The organism is Streptomyces sp. NPDC005483 (assembly GCF_040606035.1).
In the GTDB taxonomy this organism is placed as follows: Bacteria; Actinomycetota; Actinomycetes; order Streptomycetales; family Streptomycetaceae; genus Streptomyces.
The window spans coordinates 1-19,091 of sequence record NZ_JBEXEA010000039.1 but is presented as its reverse complement, the minus strand read 5'-3'; the positions used below and the strand labels follow the sequence as shown (position 1 = coordinate 19,091).

5 protein-coding genes and 4 pseudogenes are annotated in these 19,091 nt (G+C 69.2%); 3 read left to right on the top strand and 6 right to left on the bottom strand.

The annotated features are described in order from the left end of the window. Window positions 1-889 precede the first annotated feature (889 nt). Entirely contained in the window at window positions 890-6,436 is a 5,547-nt protein-coding gene (locus tag ABZT06_RS42445; RefSeq protein WP_355753361.1) for a hypothetical protein, read from the top strand. A 10-nt stretch (window positions 6,437-6,446) separates the two neighbouring features. Here ABZT06_RS42445 and ABZT06_RS42440 read toward each other — a convergent pair. Both ABZT06_RS42440 and ABZT06_RS42435 read right to left on the bottom strand, forming a co-directional pair. Further along, window positions 6,447-6,545 (bottom strand): annotated as a pseudogene (locus tag ABZT06_RS42440) (IS5/IS1182 family transposase); the annotation flags it as partial. Between the two features lie 122 nt (window positions 6,546-6,667). Then, window positions 6,668-6,994, bottom strand: coding sequence for a prolyl oligopeptidase family serine peptidase (locus tag ABZT06_RS42435; protein ID WP_355753418.1), 327 nt, complete (start codon window positions 6,992-6,994; stop codon window positions 6,668-6,670). Between ABZT06_RS42435 and ABZT06_RS42430 the strand changes: the two are divergent. After that, window positions 6,965-7,167, top strand: a pseudogene (locus ABZT06_RS42430) (IS5/IS1182 family transposase); the annotation flags it as partial. The gene ABZT06_RS42435 and the pseudogene ABZT06_RS42430 overlap by 30 nt on opposite strands. Here the strand turns inward: ABZT06_RS42430 and ABZT06_RS42425 are convergent. The 3 genes and pseudogenes from ABZT06_RS42425 to ABZT06_RS42415 all read right to left on the bottom strand — a co-directional run. Continuing rightward, window positions 7,168-7,671, bottom strand: a pseudogene (locus ABZT06_RS42425) (winged helix-turn-helix domain-containing protein); the annotation flags it as partial. It lies immediately after the preceding pseudogene. 156 nt (window positions 7,672-7,827) lie between these two features. After that, window positions 7,828-8,097: pseudogene (locus ABZT06_RS42420) on the bottom strand (transposase); the annotation flags it as partial. 17 nt (window positions 8,098-8,114) lie between these two features. After that, window positions 8,115-8,963, bottom strand: coding sequence for a transposase (locus ABZT06_RS42415; RefSeq protein ID WP_355753359.1), 849 nt, complete (start codon window positions 8,961-8,963; stop codon window positions 8,115-8,117). 590 nt (window positions 8,964-9,553) lie between these two features. On the opposite strand from ABZT06_RS42415, the gene ABZT06_RS42410 reads away from it, so the two are divergent. Beyond that, complete coding sequence (locus ABZT06_RS42410; protein ID WP_355753357.1) at window positions 9,554-15,949, top strand: hypothetical protein; 6,396 nt, start codon at window positions 9,554-9,556, stop codon at window positions 15,947-15,949. A 235-nt stretch (window positions 15,950-16,184) separates the two neighbouring features. Here the strand turns inward: ABZT06_RS42410 and ABZT06_RS42405 are convergent, their stop codons facing one another. After that, window positions 16,185-18,617, bottom strand: a complete 2,433-nt coding sequence (locus ABZT06_RS42405; RefSeq protein WP_355753355.1) for a hypothetical protein — start codon at window positions 18,615-18,617, stop codon at window positions 16,185-16,187. Window positions 18,618-19,091: the final 474 nt, after the last annotated feature.

Sequence of the window (19,091 nt, the reverse complement as noted above, 5' to 3'; positions counted from 1 at the left end):
AGGACATATGTGCGGTTCGACCGGGGGCGGTCTCGCTGACGGTGCGGAGCGTCCCGTAATCGAGGCGCGGTGGGCGCAAGAGGCGTGTGCATGTGTCGCGGCGCAGCCGTTGATCGATCGGCTGGGGGACAGTCGCGGTCTCCAGCCGATCTTTGATCACCCGACGCGAGGCCTCACCCGTCGGCGCGGCCTCCGCTAAGCTTCCCGCGGCTCAGATCCGCCACTGCGGCGGCCGGAGTCGGCTCCACGCCGGCGGGTCCGGCCACTGTTTCAGGGGGTGGGGCGGGCGCCGCCGGCGGGGCCGGCAGTGCCGCCGTCGGCCGGGGCGGCACCACCCGTGGTGGGCCTGCGGGCGCCGCGGGAGGCCGAACTCGCGCGTTCCCGGTGATCGCCCGACGGAGGTGAGGTCGATCCGGACGCCGGTGAGAAGTGTTGCCGCGACCGCAGGGTCCGGCATGGTCGGATCGTCGACACCAGCCAGGCGGGCTGCCTCTGCCAGGAGGTCGGTGCTCTCGGGCACGCGGTGAGCACCTTGCATCAGAGCATGGCACGCGGTGTGTGCGGCGTTTCGAGATACATGTGTGGCTGGAGCGGCGGGGACAACACCGCGGACTTCACAGGGAGCTGAGACACGAGTCTCGTCGGACTGCGCGTAAGATGTCAATGGGGTTCGCAATACCTCAACAAGACCGCGGTGAATGGCGGGCCCTGGACGACCAGGGCCCGCCCGTGCCGTCTTCGGACGATGGGCGAATCACCGGTGCCGGTACTCATGCCCTGCACGTTGATCGTCGAGTTCGCATCACATGTGCGCAATTGCTTCTGATACGTATCGTCTGGTCACATGTATACCGTAGTGCCTTGTCGGGCATATTGACGGGAGGAAAAAGTGACTGCACCGGGCGGCGGACCGACTGGCCAGGAGTGCTTTCCGATCGAGGCGGACGTGCACGGCATGCGCCTCGCGGAAGTAGCCGAGCAACAAGCCCTGTCTCTGGTACGCACGTTGCTCAACGAAGCGTATGCGGACGTCCTGGCCACCACGGAACAGCGCTTCGCACAGGGCGAGACCGACAGGGCGTCGACGCGCGGGTCCGCCTCCCTGCCCTCTGTCGACGCGGAGGTGCTCCGGCACTGGGCCCCCCTCATGGCACAGGCCCACGAGAACCTGGCGCAGCTGGGTGAGGAGGACAGAAACGCATTTCTGGCGATCGCCGGGCAGCTCATGGCGGGCCGCCACCAGGCTCCCCCGATTTTCCGCGCGGATGTCGTACTCGACTCCCCCGAGGAGGCCTACCTCTCCCTGCACGAAAACATCGCGGTGCTCGTCGCCGACCAGGCGCGTCGTACGCCACGCCCCCTTCTTCCACCGGCCCGACAGCCGGCCTGGCTGTTGTCGGAACTGCTGCGCGAGGAGTTCGGAACCCAGGCCACCGTGGGAGGTGTGGGCGGCGGGCCCGGTGAGTGGGTACGCAAGCGCTTGGGCACTGGACGGCGCTCCCAGTCACGGCCCTCGGATTCGGACTCGGACGGCACCGCCCCAGCCGGGGCAGCGGCCCACGACATCGGGCAGTACCGCGCACTCAGCCAGTGGCAGCAAGCACAGTACGGAGGGCCGGCCCAGCACCGGTATGCGCCCGGTCCGTCGTACATCGCTGCGCAACTGGCCTCTGGGGCGCATGCCCCAGCTGCGGCCGCGCCACAGGGAGGCCGAGGTCCGGGACTGACGGTCATGTCCGTCGACCGTTGGCCACAAGACCTGGGCATGCGATGGCTGGCGGGCCACAACGGCGGTGTACACGTCGTGGAGTCCCCGTCCCGCGGGCGGGCGATCGTGAAGTTCCACGCCGACGTGGCCCCGACTGTCTACGCGGACGCCTTCATCAGTGCCGTCTCCGGCGTGTACATCCCTGTCACGCGAGTTCTGAAGAGAGGAACCACCGAGGCAAACCTACTGCACCGGATGATCGCGACGGGTGATACCGACTGGGCGAACGACCACGACGAGCTGCTGACCGGCTACCGCCACGTCACGGTCACCGAGTTCGCCGAGGGGACTCCGATCGACGCCCTGAGCCGGTCCGAGCTGCGGACGCTGCTCGAGGACAGTGAGTCACTGCGTCTTATCGGCGCACTGATGCTGGTGATCGACCCTTTCCTCGGCCCGCCCGACCGCTTCCGAGCCAGATCCTCCACCTCCCTCGTGAACTGGGGCAACGTCCTCTACAGTGCTCAGCTGCGGCGTGTCACTGCCATCGACAACGAGACCACGTACCTGAACCCCGGCTTCAACGTGGCGGCTCACGCGGCCGAGTTGGAGGCGCAGTGGTCGGACACGCGTTTGGAAGAGCTGGTGAATCTGCTCTCGCAGCATCGGCCGGGGCTTGCCCTCAGTGGGTGGGACGACGCGTCCGACACCGTACAGCTCGACTTGGAGGAGGGTGCGCGGCAGCTCCGTGAACAGATCGGGTCACTGGCCCGGACCTACGAAAACGCGGTCCGACGGGACTTCGCCCGCCAGTTGCCGGGTGCTCAGCAGCCGCACACGGAGCTGACAGCGGCGCTGGCCCAGTACGCGGATCTCCGCTGGGGTCCGCAACGAGGTGCCAGGCGGAGCGCGGAGAGCTTGCTGGCGCAACTGGCACGAACCGGCGCCTCGGTCAACGCGTATCCGCCGGTCGACCCCGATGTCCGCATGCGCTGGTCCGTAGAGTTCACGCGGGCGTGGCAGACCCTCGGCCGCTACGACCAGGCCGCACAGGGCCGGGCTCTGGCAGCGGCCGGCCAGATCATGGCAGGACGCCACCAGGCGCCGCCCCTCGACCGCCCTGGCCCTGTGAACACACCGCAGCACCCGTACACCGTGCTGCACCATGACATGACCGTTTTGATCGCCGAGTCGCTGCTCGCCCATCCGGGCCCGACGGGGCCGGATCACCCGGCTCGGCTCCTCTCCGAGCGATTGCGCCGGGAGTTCGGTACCCAGGCCACCCGTGGCGGCCCGGCCGGCGCGCGCACCCCCGCGCTGCCGGAGCCTTCGGGGGAGCGGGAGGTGAGTTCTCCGCACACCTCCGGCACTTCCGGCACCCGGTCCGAGGAGATGGCCGCGTCCGCAGCCGAAGTACCGGTCGGCGACGCCACCGTACGGACGGCTGGGCAAAGGGACCTACAGGTATTCTTGGACGCTCCTCGTGTCACGACGTCAACAGCGGTGACATCGACGGGAGCCGTTGGCGAAGCCGCCGAAGTGGCACCTGAACAGAGCGCAACGGTCACTGACGACGAGCTGGGCGATCTGCCCGCTCCCCTCGTGGAGTACGCCTATCGCGTCTACAGCGCCAGGCGGCGCCTGCCCATGGTCATCGGCCGCGAGCATCTCGATGCCTTCCACCGTCAGCGTGCCGACCACCTGCGCACCGTCATCGAGAACACCATTGACGCCACCTCCAGAGGCAAGCGCGTTCCCACAGCCCCCGCTACCACCGTGGAGATGCGTTACATCGAAACCGAAACCCAACGCATCCTTGACGCTCACGCGAAAGACTCGCCGACTCCCACCCTCACCACTCCGCCACCCACCCTCGGTGCCGAGGACCTGGAAGAGCTCCGTAACCACATCCATCGTCACATCCACCAACTCACCCAACCGCCCCGTACGCTCTACACTCAGCCCCGCCCTCACCAACTTCCCGACCCTGCCCTCGTCATTCGCCACTGGAGTGCTCTCACCGCACAGCAACACAAACTTCCCCTTATTCAACAGGGGTTGCTTCTCGTACCGCACTTTCTCAACTCTGCCAACCCTCCCGTCATTCGAACTCTTGGCGGTGCGCCCGAAAAGCCCGAGTATATTTATGAAGGGTTTCGTGCCTGGTTCGCCGAGCCCGGTAACGAAAACAGTTATCCGATGCGGGGTGCTACTCAAGATATTGTGACGAGCGAGGGGCGTAGTCATAGCGTTCCTATCGGTGCAATCACCTATAAACTGCGTGACTCAAGAGGCCGTTCGCTGACTCCTGAAGTGCTCGAATTGCTGCGAGCGAATAATTGGCGCCTCACTTCGGGGAAGGGGAAAGCATGGCATCTTGAAACGGCTTACGATCTAGAAACGCGTATGACGATAGCAGCATTTCAGGCATTTTTTCGGGCGAACCCAGGCAAGCGTCCTTATCATTCGGCTAGGAACCCAGAAGACCAAATCATGGTCTGGGGTGAAAATCTGAGCAGGAGGGTGTCGAACTATACCTTTCGCGCTGACCCTCGGCCAGAGGTCAGGGAAATGTTTGAAAGTGAAGGATTTCCTATACTGGACACTGGTGAAGGGTGGAAACTCGCTGGGGGGTACGGCGGCAAAAAGACCAGTGCCAATCCAGTGTCCGAGCTTCCGCCGGAGTGGTGGCCGGGGCGTGGCCGCTTCATATCGGAAGCAGATTCGCCTGCGGCGGTGGACCATGCACCCGCTGCGGGGGAGGGCGCTACGTTCACGTCCGGTACAGGAATCTTGCCGGGATTCGGCCAAGCTGGTCCGTCGCAGACCGGGAGCCCGGCGAGAGCGTTGTCGCCCAGTACGGGGACTCCTGTTTCCGAAATGGAAGTCGACGATGTCCTTGAGGCACCCGCCGAGGAGGTTGGAAATCAGTGGCCCGGTGCAGTCGACGCTGCCTTCGTCGCTTCGCATACCCAATTGCGCAGCCGGGATGCGGAATCGTGGGTCGCGTTGTGGACGGATCAGGTGCGTGCCTCGGTGAACAGCGCACTGCGGGAGCGGCGTGATGAAGCCTCTCGATCCGGTGATCCGGCAGTCGGTGACCAGTATGTGGAGCCGCTCACCCAACACGACATGGCTCAGCTTGACCAGTGGCTGCCGGCGGAAGGAAGAGCGGAGGAGCCAGGGGACCCGCAGTGGGCACGCGATGCGGCCACAGCGTTGGTCGCATGGCGACGGGCAAGTAATCCGGCCGGGGCCGAGGAGGTCCAGGCTGCCGGTGCCGGTGCCGGTGCCGGTGCCGGTGAGGCGTTCATGGGCGACGAGAACGGGCTCTCCGCTTGGCTGGGCAGTGTGACGTCCTCTCTCGACGTGGCCTTGCAGCGCTGGCGTGACCATGCCGTTTCTGTCGGCGGGCCGCAGGCCATTCCCTGGTACATGGGTCCTCTCACGCACGACGACATGGCGCAACTGGACCAATGGCTGCCCATGCCGGAGGAAGGGCGGGGGCCGGGGGACGAGGACTGGGCACGCAACGCCTTGGCGGCACTGAGCGGGTGGCGCTTGGCGAACCGCACCGTGGAACCGACGCCTGAGGCACCGCAGGCGCATTCCAGTGCCACGGACCGGCAGTCCGCACGCCCCGCGACAGTCCGCACCGCTGGTCCGCCACCGGTCGGATCTGTGGACGCGCAGGCACGGGACTATGCCCTGCAGGACCACACCTCCCTTGACTACGGTCTGCAGGTACAGCAATGGGCCGCGTCCTTCCAACTGGCCGGGCCTGGAACCGCCGGCCAGTTCCTGTCCGTGGCCGCGCTTGAACAACAGCTTCGAGACGTGAACTGGGAACTTCGGGCCGAGCTGGACAGGCTCACCGCGGTCACCGGAGCATCAGCCCGGGATGCTGACCTCACCCGTCGCCTCAGCGCGGGCACGCTTGAGGACATGCGTTCCACCTTGGCGCGCGCACGAGGTCTGTGGCCCGTGCGTGACCAGACGGAAGCTCACGACATCTGGAAGCAGGCCGCCGGCGGCCCCCTTGACGCGGCGCGGACTGCCCGGAGCCTGGCCGCGGCGCGGCGCAACGGCACACCGGTCCGCCGGCCCCACGTCCCCGTCTACAGCGCTCGTACGGCACACGCCCTCACCGACGGCGTCAATCGTCTGCTCGACAACTCCGAGCTCCGCGACCGTCTGACCCCCTTCGAACAGGCTCGCCTGCACGCAGCGGCCCACCCTCAGCACCCCACCACCTCCAGCGGCTCAACCGCAGTGCAAGCCACGACCACGACGGGGACCGTGACCGCGGCAGCATCGGGCGCGGCGAGCACGGATACCGCTCCGGCGCCGGCGGACGCGTCAATACGCCAGGAGCCTTGGCGGGCGCGCGCACACACCAGCACACATGTCGAGGGACCTCGCCCCGTACTCACCATCGACGTTCAGGACGCCATCGGCATCAGCAGTCAGGAGGCCGTGTCCCTCGCTGACCCGAAGGTGCTGGAAGCAGTCGTCAACCGAATCACCGACCACATTCACAGCGAAGTCAGTGCGCTCCACGGAGCCAGGCTCTCCATGGTGGATATCCAGATCCGCTTTGACGCATACACGGACATCGCCAACTGGCTGCCGATACTGCAGAAGGCGGCCGCTGCCCTGCGTAAAACCCTGCCGGTACACCTCGCAGGAACGGATATGCCTCTCATCAACCTTTGCCCACCGGAATAGAGCGACACCAGTAGTGATAGACCGTCTGCCACGGCGGCGCGTCATGCGGCAGGGCTCTGCGCACACGGCCGGCCCGCAGCCAGTACGCCAACGCGTTGAAGATCTACCGCCGTGCTGGCGTCGCCGGTCGTCCATCGGACTCGACCGCCGGAACCACGTGGGAAGACATCGGCAGCCTGGCCGAACAGCATCACGGCGCTATCGCGATCACCCACACTGGCCGGGCGGCTCTCAGTCCGTCGGCAGGTGGCGTTGGAGCCAGACGAGGACGCGGCTGAGGTGGTCGGCGGTCTCCGGGAATCCGCGTACGCCGTGCCCCTGGGCGGGGTACAGGACCAGTTCGGTGTCGACATCGTTCCGCAGCAGGGCCTGGTGGGCTTCGACGGCCTGCTGCGCGGGGGTGCTCCTGTCCCGCAGGCCCGCGGTCAGCAGGGTCGGGGTGGAGGATCGCGCCATGGCGATCAGTGGGCTCTGGTTGAGGTATGCGCTGCGCGGGCCGTGCGGGATGTCCCGCAGGAACAGCTTAAGGTCCCACCTGTCCGCGGCCGGGTCGGTCATCCCCGGCGCAAGCCCGACTCGCTCTTCGCGGACCGCGGCTACGACCATGACATCTACCGTGACCAGGTCCGAGCCCGCGGCATCGTACCCGCCATCGCTGACTGCATGGCTTTCGCCGAGTCCGCGTCCGCTGGGAACGCCGAGTCGACATTCACGAAGCCTTCCTCAAACTGGGTGACCTGGCCGGAACGGACGCCGACCTGGTCGGCGAAGAGGATCTCCCCGCCGTCCTTCCTCGCCTTCGCGCGGATCTTCGGCCACGTCTCCTGCCGCCGGCGCGCCACGGCCTCGGCGTCCTGTTCGACGGCCCGCTTGTCCGGGCGCTGGAAGGACAGTCCCCACCGTTTAAGATACTTGCCCACCCCGGGCTCGGTCAGCCGCACCCGGTACAGCTTCGCGATCAGCTCGCCGATCAGCCGCCGCGTCCACAGATGCCCGCTCAGACCCACGTCACGGGGCCCGGTGATCGAGGACCGTCTGACGCACGGCGGCCTGCTCGGCCTCCCCGAGCACCTGATGCACCCCGACCGGTTTGCCCCTCGGCCGCATGACCAGCGCCTCCCGGCCGCCGACCTGTCACTTCGCCCACCACCCGTCGACCGCCTTCAGCGACACCCCGAAGAACGCCGCCACGTCCTCACGGTCCCGCCCGCCGCCAACGCGGCCACCGCCCGCAGCCGCAGGTCCTCCTGCGCCGACGGCGACAGATGCCGCGCGTCCCCCACCGGATCGCTCACATCAACCCAACGACCCAGAAACCAAGCCGTTTCGGATCAATAGCTGCTCTTATTTGAATAGTTACTGAGGTTGAACTGGTGATGTCGCTGGATTGCTCAGGCGGGTCGGATGGCCAGGCCGGTCTCGGCGAGGCAGTCGTCTATGAGGTCGCTGCGGTACTGGATGTGCCGTAGGCCGCGTCGGATGCGCTGGACGAGGTGTTCGGGAGTGCTGAACGCGACGTTGGAGAGCCAGCCGCGCCGCAGCAGTGACCAGATCCCTTCGACGGGGTTGAGGTCGGGTGCGTAGGGCGGTAGGTAGTAAATGGTCAGCCAGTCCCGGGCTGCCGCCCATTCCCGCAGGTCGGCGGCTTTGTGGACGTTCAGGATGCCCCTATGTTGCGTCAAGGAGCAGAAGGCGACACAGCGAGGGGTGTCGGCGGCTGGAGTTGACCGTATATCTCACGGGCGACGTAGCGTTTGAGACAACGGATGATCTCGCGTTTCGACATGCCCTGTTTCGTGCGGCGTTCGAGGTAGAGACGTGTCCGGGCATCACGGCGCAGGCGCGTTATGACGATGCGGTAGAGGGCGGCATTGGCCTGCCGGTTTCCTCCGCGGTTCAGCCTGCGACGCTGGGTCTTTCCGGAGGACTGCTCGACGGGGCTGACGCCGCACAGAGCGGCGAACGACGCCTCGCTGGCCAGCCGTTCCGGGTTGTCGCCGGCGGCGATCAGCAGGGCAGCGGCACTGTCGGGCCCCACGCCGATGACGTCCAGGAGCTGAGGATGCCAGCAACGGAGGGCCTTGGTGGTCCGGCGGGCGAGCTCCTTGACCTCGGTGGTCAGTTGCTGGATGCGCCGGGCCAGCAGCCGGATCGTGAACACGGCTGCATCGTCGCCGTCGGGAAGGTCGGCGCATGTGGCGATCAGGGCTGTGTTGCTGAGGCTGGACAGGGCCTCGCGCAGCTCGGGATCGACGCCGAGGAGTACGGCTTTGAGCTGGTTCTTCGCCTGCGTGCGGGCCTTGACGGCCGACTCCTTCGCCAGCCGGAGCACACGCATGTCGGCCGCTGGGCCCTCGCCGGATTTGGGTATGACGTCAGCACGCCCAGACAGCACCGCACGGGCGGCGGCCTCCGCGTCGACGGCGTCGGTCTTGCCGCGCTTGCGGCGGGTGGCGCGGTCTGGCTGATTGACCTCGACGACCTGGACGGCGTCGGGTGTTGTAGGGGTTGAGCCAGCAGAACACATCAAGGATCAAGGCGGACCTCGAAATAGCTGTGCAGTGTCCCGGGATGGATGCCCAGATCCTCGGCCGCCCCCGGATTCGGCTTCCCGGTCTCCGTCAGGATCCGCACCGCAACGCCACTGCTGCCGGTCGTCACCTCGCTGGCCGTCTTCCGCTGCCTCCGGGTGGGGAATGGCGTGCCGGTAGCGCTGCCCCTCGCGGGCAGTTTCCCTCAACCACTGAACGCCAAACCCCAGCCTCGGACAGGGCAGTTCGGATGCAATATCCGCGGCACGGCGCCAGTGGCGCGTTCCTCTTCCAGATCGTGCCGCTGGTCGTCTTCTCCGCGTTTCGTCCGGACGCGAGCCGCGCGGGGGGAGTTGGGCAGCTCGGTCAAGTGGCCGCGCCCTCGCGCACCTCCGGCGGGGGCGGCCGAAAGTGGGTGCGGCACCCGTACGTGTGTGCCGGGCCCACTTTCATCGTTTTGGGCGCGTTACGAGCATCTGAATTCCAGTCTCCGGGAATTCCGCTCACGTACATGTTTACGTAATGTGTGGGGCGGCGAGTCAAACGGCACGGTGCCACACCGTGCCCGAGTGAACGGGGGGCCGGTTTGCCGACGAAGCACACGGACGAGGCCGGCATCTGGAACCCGTGTCTCGACCGTGCGCTTTTCGATCCCGCCCAGTCGTCCGTACTGACCGGGCTGTCCACCGCCGAACGCCTCGACCTGCTCATCTCTCTCCAGCGGCACGCCGAGAGCTGGCTCGCCGCGCACACATCGTCGAGGACGGCGACGACGGCCGGGGCGATCCACCGGGAGCCGGCGCCGAAGGCGGCACTCGGCGTCCGGCCGGCCTCCGCGCAGTCCACGCGGACGGTCGGTGCCGCCCCCGCCGCGTCCCCCGCCCGCCCCGGCCCCGCGCTTCTCGGCGGCGCCCGCCCGTCCGGAACTGCGCTGTCGCACGCCGATGCCGATGCCGTCGCCGCGCCGCATCCGTATGACCCGCCTGTTCCCGGTCCGTCCACCAGCCGTCTCCCGGCGGGTCCGCCGCCCCTGAGCGCCGCGGTGACCTCCTTCGGTACCCGGGACGATCCCCACGGCACCCTCGCCCACGTCACCCCGGTTCCGCAGGCCACCGTCGACTGGCTGCGGCAGCAGGCGCTGCGGGCCGCTCCCGGCCTGCCGGACGGGGCGCTCGACGACAGACTGCGCGCCGCCCTGACCCCGGCCCGCCTCAGCGCCGACTGGGGCCGACTGTTCAGCGCCGGCGGCCTGACCTTGCACCCCGGCGAGCCGGACGGCCCGTACGGTGTGCTGCGCCTGCGTCTGGCACTGCGGGCCGTCGGGCCGGCGCGGCAGCAGATCGACGCACTGCCCGACGGGCCCCCGGTGAACTCGCAGCGCTGGACGGTCGCCATGGCCGACTCCGGCGACACCGCGAGCGACAGCGACGTGCGCACGGGCAGCCTCGCCCTCACCCACAGCTGGTCTCCGCCCGGCCCCGGAGTCTTCGCCGGCCTCTCCTTCGCACCCCAGCTCTCCCTCACCCACAACCAGTTGGCCACCTCCGTCGCCGTCGGCGCGGTCACGCAACCGATGACCATCATGCGCAGCCGGGGTCCCTCCTGGCCGTTCGACTACGAGATGGACTGGGAACTGGCCTGGGGCGCCGCGCCGGCACTGGCACCGGACACAGACAGGGCCACCGACACGGGATGGCGGCCGGCCGGCCCCGCCCCCGACCGGCTGCTCGTCTGGGTCCCCGGTTACCTGGCCCAGGCCGGCGAGCCACCCGTCCCGGACCCCGCCGACCCGGCCACCGTCCCGGCCGGCCTCGCGGCCCTGTCCGCCTCCCTGCCGCTGTACGGCGCGGTGTCCTTCCCCGCCGCCGACCGCCTCACCGACGACGTCCTCACCTCCTTCCGCCACGCCTTCGGGCGACGTGGCCTGGCCGAGGAATCGGCACGCGAGCTGCGGGAGTTCCTCGCCGAGGGCAACATCCGCAGCATGCTGCCCCTGATGTGGGACGGCCACGTCACCTCGCCCACGCTGTACGACGCCGGCGGCAGCGTGCTGGGCGCGCTGCGCATGACCGCCCGGTTGACCGGGGGAGAACGGCCCACCGGCCCCCGCACCGAGAACACGGTGCTGGAGACGTACATCGCGCGCTCGCTGCGCATGCAGCACGCCACCACCCTCACCAATGGCGCCGCGCTCACCCTCCCGCTCAGCGTCGCCCTGACCGGCGGCGACCCCACCGCCCCCACCGGCGTCCAGCTCACCGTGCAGGCCGGCGTGGAACACCAGGTCAGCCACACCCTGCAGGCCGCCGGCAGCGCCCGCGTCGTCCACTCGCTGCGTACCACCGACGACATGTTCCACGTCACCGCCGACCTGCACATACACGTCCAGTTCGTCCCAGCGTACGGCGAGAGCCGTCCCGCGGCCCCCGCCACCCCGCTCGCGGACGGCGCCGTCTACCCGCTGCCGATGCTCGTCCCGTCCGTCGCGACCCTTGGCACCGCACCCGCCGAGCCGCGACATCTGCCGTACAGGTTACGGGAGTTGAGACTGTTGGGCATGTCGACCACCCCTCTCCTGGTGGCCGGTACGGAGCCGTTGTTCGACGAGGCGGAGCGGGTGCTGGCGGAGCGGGGATTCCTCCCTTCCTCCCCGTCCCCGGCGCTCGCCCTGCCCGCCGACCCGGCCCTGCTGGTGCAGCGCCTGAACAATCTGCGCAAGCTGGACCAGATGCGCGGCCGGCCGGGACTGCGCGGCGCGCTCGAAGAGATGATCCAGGGTGGTGCCGTCACCTGGTTCGAGGCGGCGGGCCGCCGGATCGCCCTCACCCTCACCACGGCCCGTCCCACGCCCGCGCAAGGCGACGGCAGGGCGGACGGCATCGTCCACGAAAGAGACGTACCGCGCGTGCACGCCCAGCCGTACGGCGGAGCCACCCTGGCCGGCGACGAGTCGTTCGGCTCCACCCCCCGCGCCTGGAGCGCCGGCGTCAGCGCCTCCCTCACCCATCCCCTGGGGCACGACCAGCTCCAGGCCGTCACCCCCGCACGCACCTACGGCCGGCGCGTCTCCACCGCCGTGTCCGTCTCCGCCGGAACGGGCAGCGAGACCTACGTTCTCACTCCCACCGAGGACGGCAGCCAGGTCTTCCGGGTCCCCACCGTGCACCGCATGACCCTCACTGAGGACGATGCCGGCGCCACGACGGCGGAACGCACCACGGAGCTGGGCACCGCCGGGGGATATGTACGCCTGGCCGTCCCGACCTACCGCACCCTGGAGGCACCCGCCGACCCGGCACCCCCGGCCGTCGCACACGTGCGCGACCCGGACGACACGGACACCTCACGCGCTCTCCTGCTGCCCCCACCCGGCGCCGCCGTGCGGCAGGGAGCGCTCCGGGTGCCCGAGACCGCCGTCTTCCAGGAGGTCGGCGGCAGCGAGCACCTGCGTGCCGTCGTCACCGCCCTGCTGGCCGCGCTGGAGGAGGAGTCCGCGGCGGCCGGGCCGCCGCCCCCCGTGCCGGGCGCCTGGCCTGCGGAGGACGCGGCCGCCTCCGCCGCTGCCTCTGCCTCCGCCGCTGCCTCCGCCTCCACCGCATCCGGCCCCCGGCCGTTCCTGCTGGCCGTCCGGCTCCCCGCTCCCCTCACCGACGCCTTCGCCCTGGCGGCCGGCGCGCTGACCGGGGCCGTCACCGGCGCGGCCCGGCAGCTGTGGCGGACCGCCTTCGGCGAGAACGCCGCCGCTGCGCACTCCACCGCCCACCAGGTGCTGCACACCGCGCTCTCGCCCGCACACCTGATCGCACACGCCGGCCGCGTCTTCCGCGACACCTATGTGGTGGAGGGTGCGAGCACCCCCGGTGCCGTGGCCGGCACCGACATCACCGTCGAGATCACCGGCTACCTCACCGACGTCCGAGTCCTGCCCCAGCCGCCGGCGATGAACGCGGAACGCTGGCTCCAGTCGACCAGCACTGCCGCGCACACCACCAGCACGACGTCCCTGCACCGCACCTCCCTCACCGCCACCGGTGCCACGGGCACCGCCGCCCGCGGTTTCTCCGCCACCGCCGGGTACGGCCTGCGCGCCGCCGACACCCGCACCACCACCGGCCAGGACAGCACCGGCGTCTTCCGTGTCACCACCGAGGACACCACTGGCGTCCACCGGTTCGTCGCGACCGCCCACTACCTCGTCACCGTCCGCACCGGCGGCCGCAACGTTGCCCTGGGCACCCTCACCAGCGCGCCCCGACTGGAGCGCACCCGCGTCCTGGATGTGCCGGACGCGGTCGAGTTCCTGCTGGTCGACAACGACCTGCACCGCTACGCCGACCTCGCCGCCCTGGTCGCCGCCACGGGCACGACCGTGTCCGCCCCGGCCCGCCCCGACCGTCTGCTCCCGTCCTGGTTCCGCGCCCGCAGGCACCTCGGCTACGGCGTGGCGACCGGTGTCGAGACCGACGGCGCACGCGGCGACCTCACCCGCACCGTACGGGAACTGGTGGAGCAGCAGGCGCCCGGCGCGACACATGTCGGCCGCTCCACATACGTACCCGGCGTGCTGACCCGGATCAGCGAACGCACCAACACCGTCGGACTGCGCGCCCTGGTCAACGCGGGCCCGCACGGGCACACCGCGTTCCACTTCGTCCACCGGTCCTGGCTGGGCCCGAGACTGGTCGAGGTGTCCTTTGCCGCCCGGCCCCGGCCCGGCACCGATCTGGACGCGCTGCGCGGCCGGGCCGTCACTGCCACCAGCGGACTGGACAGCATCCTGGGCCACAGCACCGCCGACGGCGCGGCCCTGGACCCGCCGGGAGCCACCCGAACCACCCGTACCGCCCTGCGCGGCCACGACCTGTCCCTCACCCCCGGCGCCCGGCTCACCGGACTGAACCCCCGGCTGCCGCTGACCGCCGGCCACCAGCACACGCTGACGGCAACCCGTACCTCCACCCGCGAAGTACGTGCCTGGGAGCGCAGCCTCGGCGCCACCGTCGAGTTCGACGTGCCCTACGCGTACACGGTGACGGTGGCTTCCCGGCCGCTCGACGAAGCCCTCCTGGTCCAGCTCACCCAGCGTATCGGCACCGGGCTGGCCGCCTTCGGCGCCGCCCTCCTGGCCTCCCCGGCCGACCCGCGCGACCTGTTCACCTTCCGGCACCGCGTCATCCGTACCCTGCCCGCCGTCGCCACCCTGCGCTTCAACGGCTCCGAGAGCCCGCCGGCCCGTCCCGCGCCACAGCCCGCCGGCCCGCCCGAGGTCCGCCCGGCCCTGTTCCCCGAGGACCCCACCGCCCCCGGTGTCCAACCCCCGCAGGGCAGCGTCGCCGTCGACATGCGCACCGGCCCCGACCCCCGCCCCCTCCTCTCGGGCCTGCCCTGGACACCCCGACGGCCCATCGTCGTCTACGACTTCGACGGCGCCGAACACCTGCTCCGGGCGCTGCGCGAGGTGGACGGAAGCCTGAAACTGCCCTCGCAGCCGCTGACCAGCCGTTCGGCCGAGGCGACCCTGACCCGCCTCACCAGCCTGGCCGCCACCGGCCGCCTCACCCTGGTGGGTCCGGCCGAGACCGCCGCGCTACGGGGCCGGCCGCACGGCACGGCCACCTCGATCCGCTTCACCCTGCACCGTGCCCGGATCGAGGCCACCAGCAAGGACACGGCGATCGACCGGGTCGAATGGGTGAGCGACGGACTCTCCTCACAGAGCGACCGGACCGCGTTCACCGAGGCGGCCCTGGCCCTCGCCGGTCCCCTCGGCGGGTCCGGGGCCACCCGGGGCACCCTGTCACTGCCCTTCGGCGGCGGACGTCCCGCACTGGGCGACACGGCCGGCCACACCAGCTACCGGCGCGAGGTACTGAGGTTCGGCACCCCCAAGGAGGACGACACCGGCGCGGGCCTGACCGGTCACCGGGTGCGCGCCATCGGCCTCCTGGAGGTCCGGGGCCCCGGGGGCACCCGCTGGGTGGTCGGCACGCTCCGGCTGCGCACCACCGAGACCCCTGTCGAGGCGGAGGAAGCGCCAGGCCCAGGGACGCAGGCCGGCCCGGCCCCCGCGCCGGGCATGAGCGACAAGGCCCGCGGCAAGCGCCCCGAAGCTCCCGTGCCAGCGCCGGAGGCCCCGGTCGTCGACGGCGAGGCGGAATCGGTGGGATCCGGGGCGTCGGGCAGAATCCCCGGACTGCCGGAGGGCTTCGCGTCGGCCGTCGCCGACGAGGAGCAACTCGCCGGCCTGGATCCCGCGCTGGTCCTGCAAGTGCTCCGCGACCAGCGCGACCGGCTGCCCGTCCTCCCCGTCGACGCGGACGCCGCCGCCCGCCACCGATTCCTGGACGGCCTCGCCCGCACCGCCCGAGCCCTCGCCGCCACTCCGCCCCCGGCCACCGCGCCGGCCCCCCACCCGGCACCGGCGTCCGTCACCCGCGCATACCTGGACGAGCCCCGGCCCCGCGCCGAGACACCTGTCCGACCGCCCGCGCAGACGTCACCGCCCGGGGAACCCACCGCCGATGACCGGCCGGCAGCGGCACCGGTCGCGTCCGCGCGTCTCGCCGAGGACGCGGCTGCCGGCGACGGGCGGGCCACCGCACCACCCGCCCCCGCCGCCACGCACGTCCAGGGGCACGGGGGCGCCCTGGCACACGAGGACGAGTACGAGTATGAGCACGAGCACCACGCGCTCATCGCACTCCTGCGCGTCTCCTGGGAGCGGGTTCGCCACATCGGCCGCCGAGCCGGTGACACCACGGCGACCGCGATGAGCGTCGCCCGCCTGCTGCGCACCCGCCTGCCCGCACCGGGCACCGGCATCCGCGTGCCCCGCGTCCGCGTCGACGTGGGCGCGCTGCCCCCCGAGGCGCTGTCCTGGATCGTCGAGGTCATGGGCCAGGTACCCCGGTTCGCGGGTCAGGATCTGCGGGTTGCACTCCCCGGTGGCCTCGGTGCCCTCAACCTGTGCCGTCCCGAATGACCCAGGCATCGGGTCCGGTACGGGGCCAGCCGTCCGCAGTGTCGATCGCGTCCTGGCTGGGCTGCTGACCTGCCCTCTCTGCCCTCTTATGCCAGACCGTCCTGCGCAGTGCCCGTTTCCACAGTTCCTGTGAGGATTTCTTCTCGAAGGTGGAGCCGCACGGATCACCAGAGGTCACGGCCGGTTGACGCCAGATGGTGAATAGCGCGGTTCTGTGCCTATGGGCTGGAATTGTTCAGTGCACAGCAGCCGGTTCCGGCGGGCAGAGGGTCATGAGAGTCATGATCTCCCCTTGGACGCGGCGGGTGACAAGTACGCGGTGTTCGAGGAAGTTGGCGGTGAGTTGTGCTACGTGAGAGTAGTTGAGGAAGGGGTCTTCGGTGTCGTTCTCCGACGCCGTGGAGGGTTCGTCCGGGGCGGGGAGCGTGAGGCGTAGCTCGACGTTGGTCATGGTGATGCGCAGTTGTGCCTGGTAGGAGACCTGGGCACGTATGTGTTCAGCGACGTGCTGTGCGGCTTGACGTGTGACGTCCTGGTAGTTCGGTGCATGCACTGAAAGGGTGTGGATGTGGTGGGCGGAGGTGAGGTGCGCGAGTTCGAACTCCATCGGCTGGCGCATCACGGCGACGGGAAGCGGGTCATTGCTGGTCATTCGCCACGGCCGGTGGCGGTGCTGTGCGGAGGAATTCTCGCGCCCCCCGCGGCTCGTTGCCGGCTGGGAGACTGCGGTCGCCGTTGGGTCGGTGGGGGCGGACACGGCGGCATCATCCGGTGAGGTCGAGGCCGTGTCGGTCGGGCCGGTGGTGGCAGGGCCGAGCCGTGCTGCCCCCTTCCCGTCTCCTTCGGCGCGCTGCCGCGTGGAGGTTTCGTCACCGGCCGTGACGGCGAACCGCGGCTGATCCAGAAAGGCGTGCGGCGCGGGATCGGAGGCTGCGGGCGCGGAGGTGGTGTGGCTGTCCAGTGCCCGCCGGAGCGCTTCGGCCTGCGACCCGGTGAGGCGGGAGGTGACGTCGGGGTCGCCGGCCAGCCGCTTCAGCCCGTCGTGCAGTGCGTCACCGGTGTCGGCACTGTAGACGGTGACGTCGCCGGGGCCGGACCGGTCGGTGTCTGCGGCCCGCCAGTGCTGCTCGACATAGTTCTTGAGGCGCATCATCGCCGCGAATACGGGTGGCTCCGCCTGCGCGTCGGCAGGGGAGGAAGAACCGGTGAGCCCGTTTCCCCAAATTTCGTCGACAGCATGGGCGAACCCACGGATCATCCACTGGTCTGGTTGCCAGGCACCCTCATATGGCACATCCAGTTCATGTGAGCGGCGCAGGGAATGTTCGCGTTGTTCCACCTCGCTGCCGATACGAGAAAACAGGCCGGACGCACCGTGAGTAATTGACTTTTGCGCCGATTCAATGATTTGCGGACTGATCAGATGGTCAGTCGGGCCCGAGTCCGCCACGTGACCGACCAGATCATTGACGAATTTTGCTGACACCAGCGGAATCTGCTTGTGGCGGTCCTCTATCCCGAAGAGGTTGACGGATACCGAATCCGGATCTTTCGCCAGACCTCCGAAGTAGGTGGCATTATCGATGGCCGTCAGCTGGGCGCTTCCGGAATCGTAGAGCAGGTTGCTGTAATTGATATGGTAGTCCGACATCCGGTCATAGTTGCCGAGGAAAATATCTGCCGTCAGAAGCCTTCCCACGGACTCAAGAGAGACGGTGTCCGTCAGGAACTGGTGCAATCCCTGCGCATCCAGGCGAGTCAGTTCATTACCCGGAACATGCTCCATGACCGAGAAATATTCTGGCCCGCCCTGCCCGGCGCCCCCCTGATGCATTGCCACGAGGTTGACCATCGAACTCCTGGCATCAGGGAGTATTCCTTCTATTATCTGCCCTTCCGGGGTGTCCCACTTGACCACCCTGGCTCTGGGAGTAACAACTTTGGCAACCTCACGAATGAAGCGGTCGGCATAGTGGGACGACGTATCCCACATCGGCTTCACCACTGCCTGGATTTCCGTGGAGGTTGCGACGAAGTAGACCCCCACCATGCCTGACCGCTTCGTCACCGTGACTCCATCAGGCCAATGGAGCGGATCCAGATTGCGCAATTCGCGGGTGGCGAGAGCGGGGTCGGCTTGCGGATCGTGCGGGCGGGCCGAGGTGGTGTGGCTGTCCAGTGCCCGCCGGAGCGCTTCGGCCTGCGACCCGGTGAGGCGGGAGGTGACGTCGGGGTCGCCGGCCAGCTGCTGCAGCCCGTCGCGCATCGCGTCACCGGTGTCGGCACTGTAGACGTGGACAAGGGAGTGCACGTATTCCGCCCGCCGGGCAAGGTCCTCGCTGCGCTGGGCGGGTTCCAGACGGTTGTAGGCGTTGATGACGGCTGCCAGGCGCTGTTGGGGAGTCGCCAGACGGTCGGGGTATTCATTTCCGAACCGCTGCACGAAGAAGCGGAGGATGGAGGTTCGTTCGTCCTTGTCGAGTCCGGACCAGTCCGGTGCCCTTGTCCCGGACAGCATCTTGATGAGCGCGGCGTACTCGCCTGCCTTGCCGTCGAACCACTCCTGCACGTCCTTGCCGACGATCTGCATCAGCTCCGCACGCGGACCCGGCCGCATCCGGCTGACCGCGGCCGACAACTGCGGATGGCTGTCGAATTGCCCGCCCAAGCAGGGGTTCCACAGGAGCGCGGACTCACTCGTAGCAGGCATGCGGCCAACCCTTCACGCAGACGTCGGAGATCCCTCGACCGTTGAACGGCACGGCCGACACCGCAGGTTCACGGCGATGCCTTGCCCCCGTAGCGGGCAGTCCCTGGTTGCAGGGAAGCCTGGCGAGTTCTAGGGGCGACGACGGCTCGCACGATGACGCGGAGGCCGGCGAAGGCCCGGGAGCCGTACTGGGTTCCGCGGTCGCAGCGGAAAACGGCGCCGTCCAGGCCGTCACGGGTCACGACCGCCAGCTGCGGCGCGTCGGACACCGGACCGGGCGCGACTGCGGCCGGCGATGGAGCGGCCGACGACTTTGCGGCGGTAGCAGTCCAAACAGTGATTCCTAATGCTGTCTGTCAAGCCGCGTGAGTGTTGGGAGGCACGGCCTCGTAGGTCCGTCCGTCGCGTAGGAGTGCCCAGAGGACGTTGACG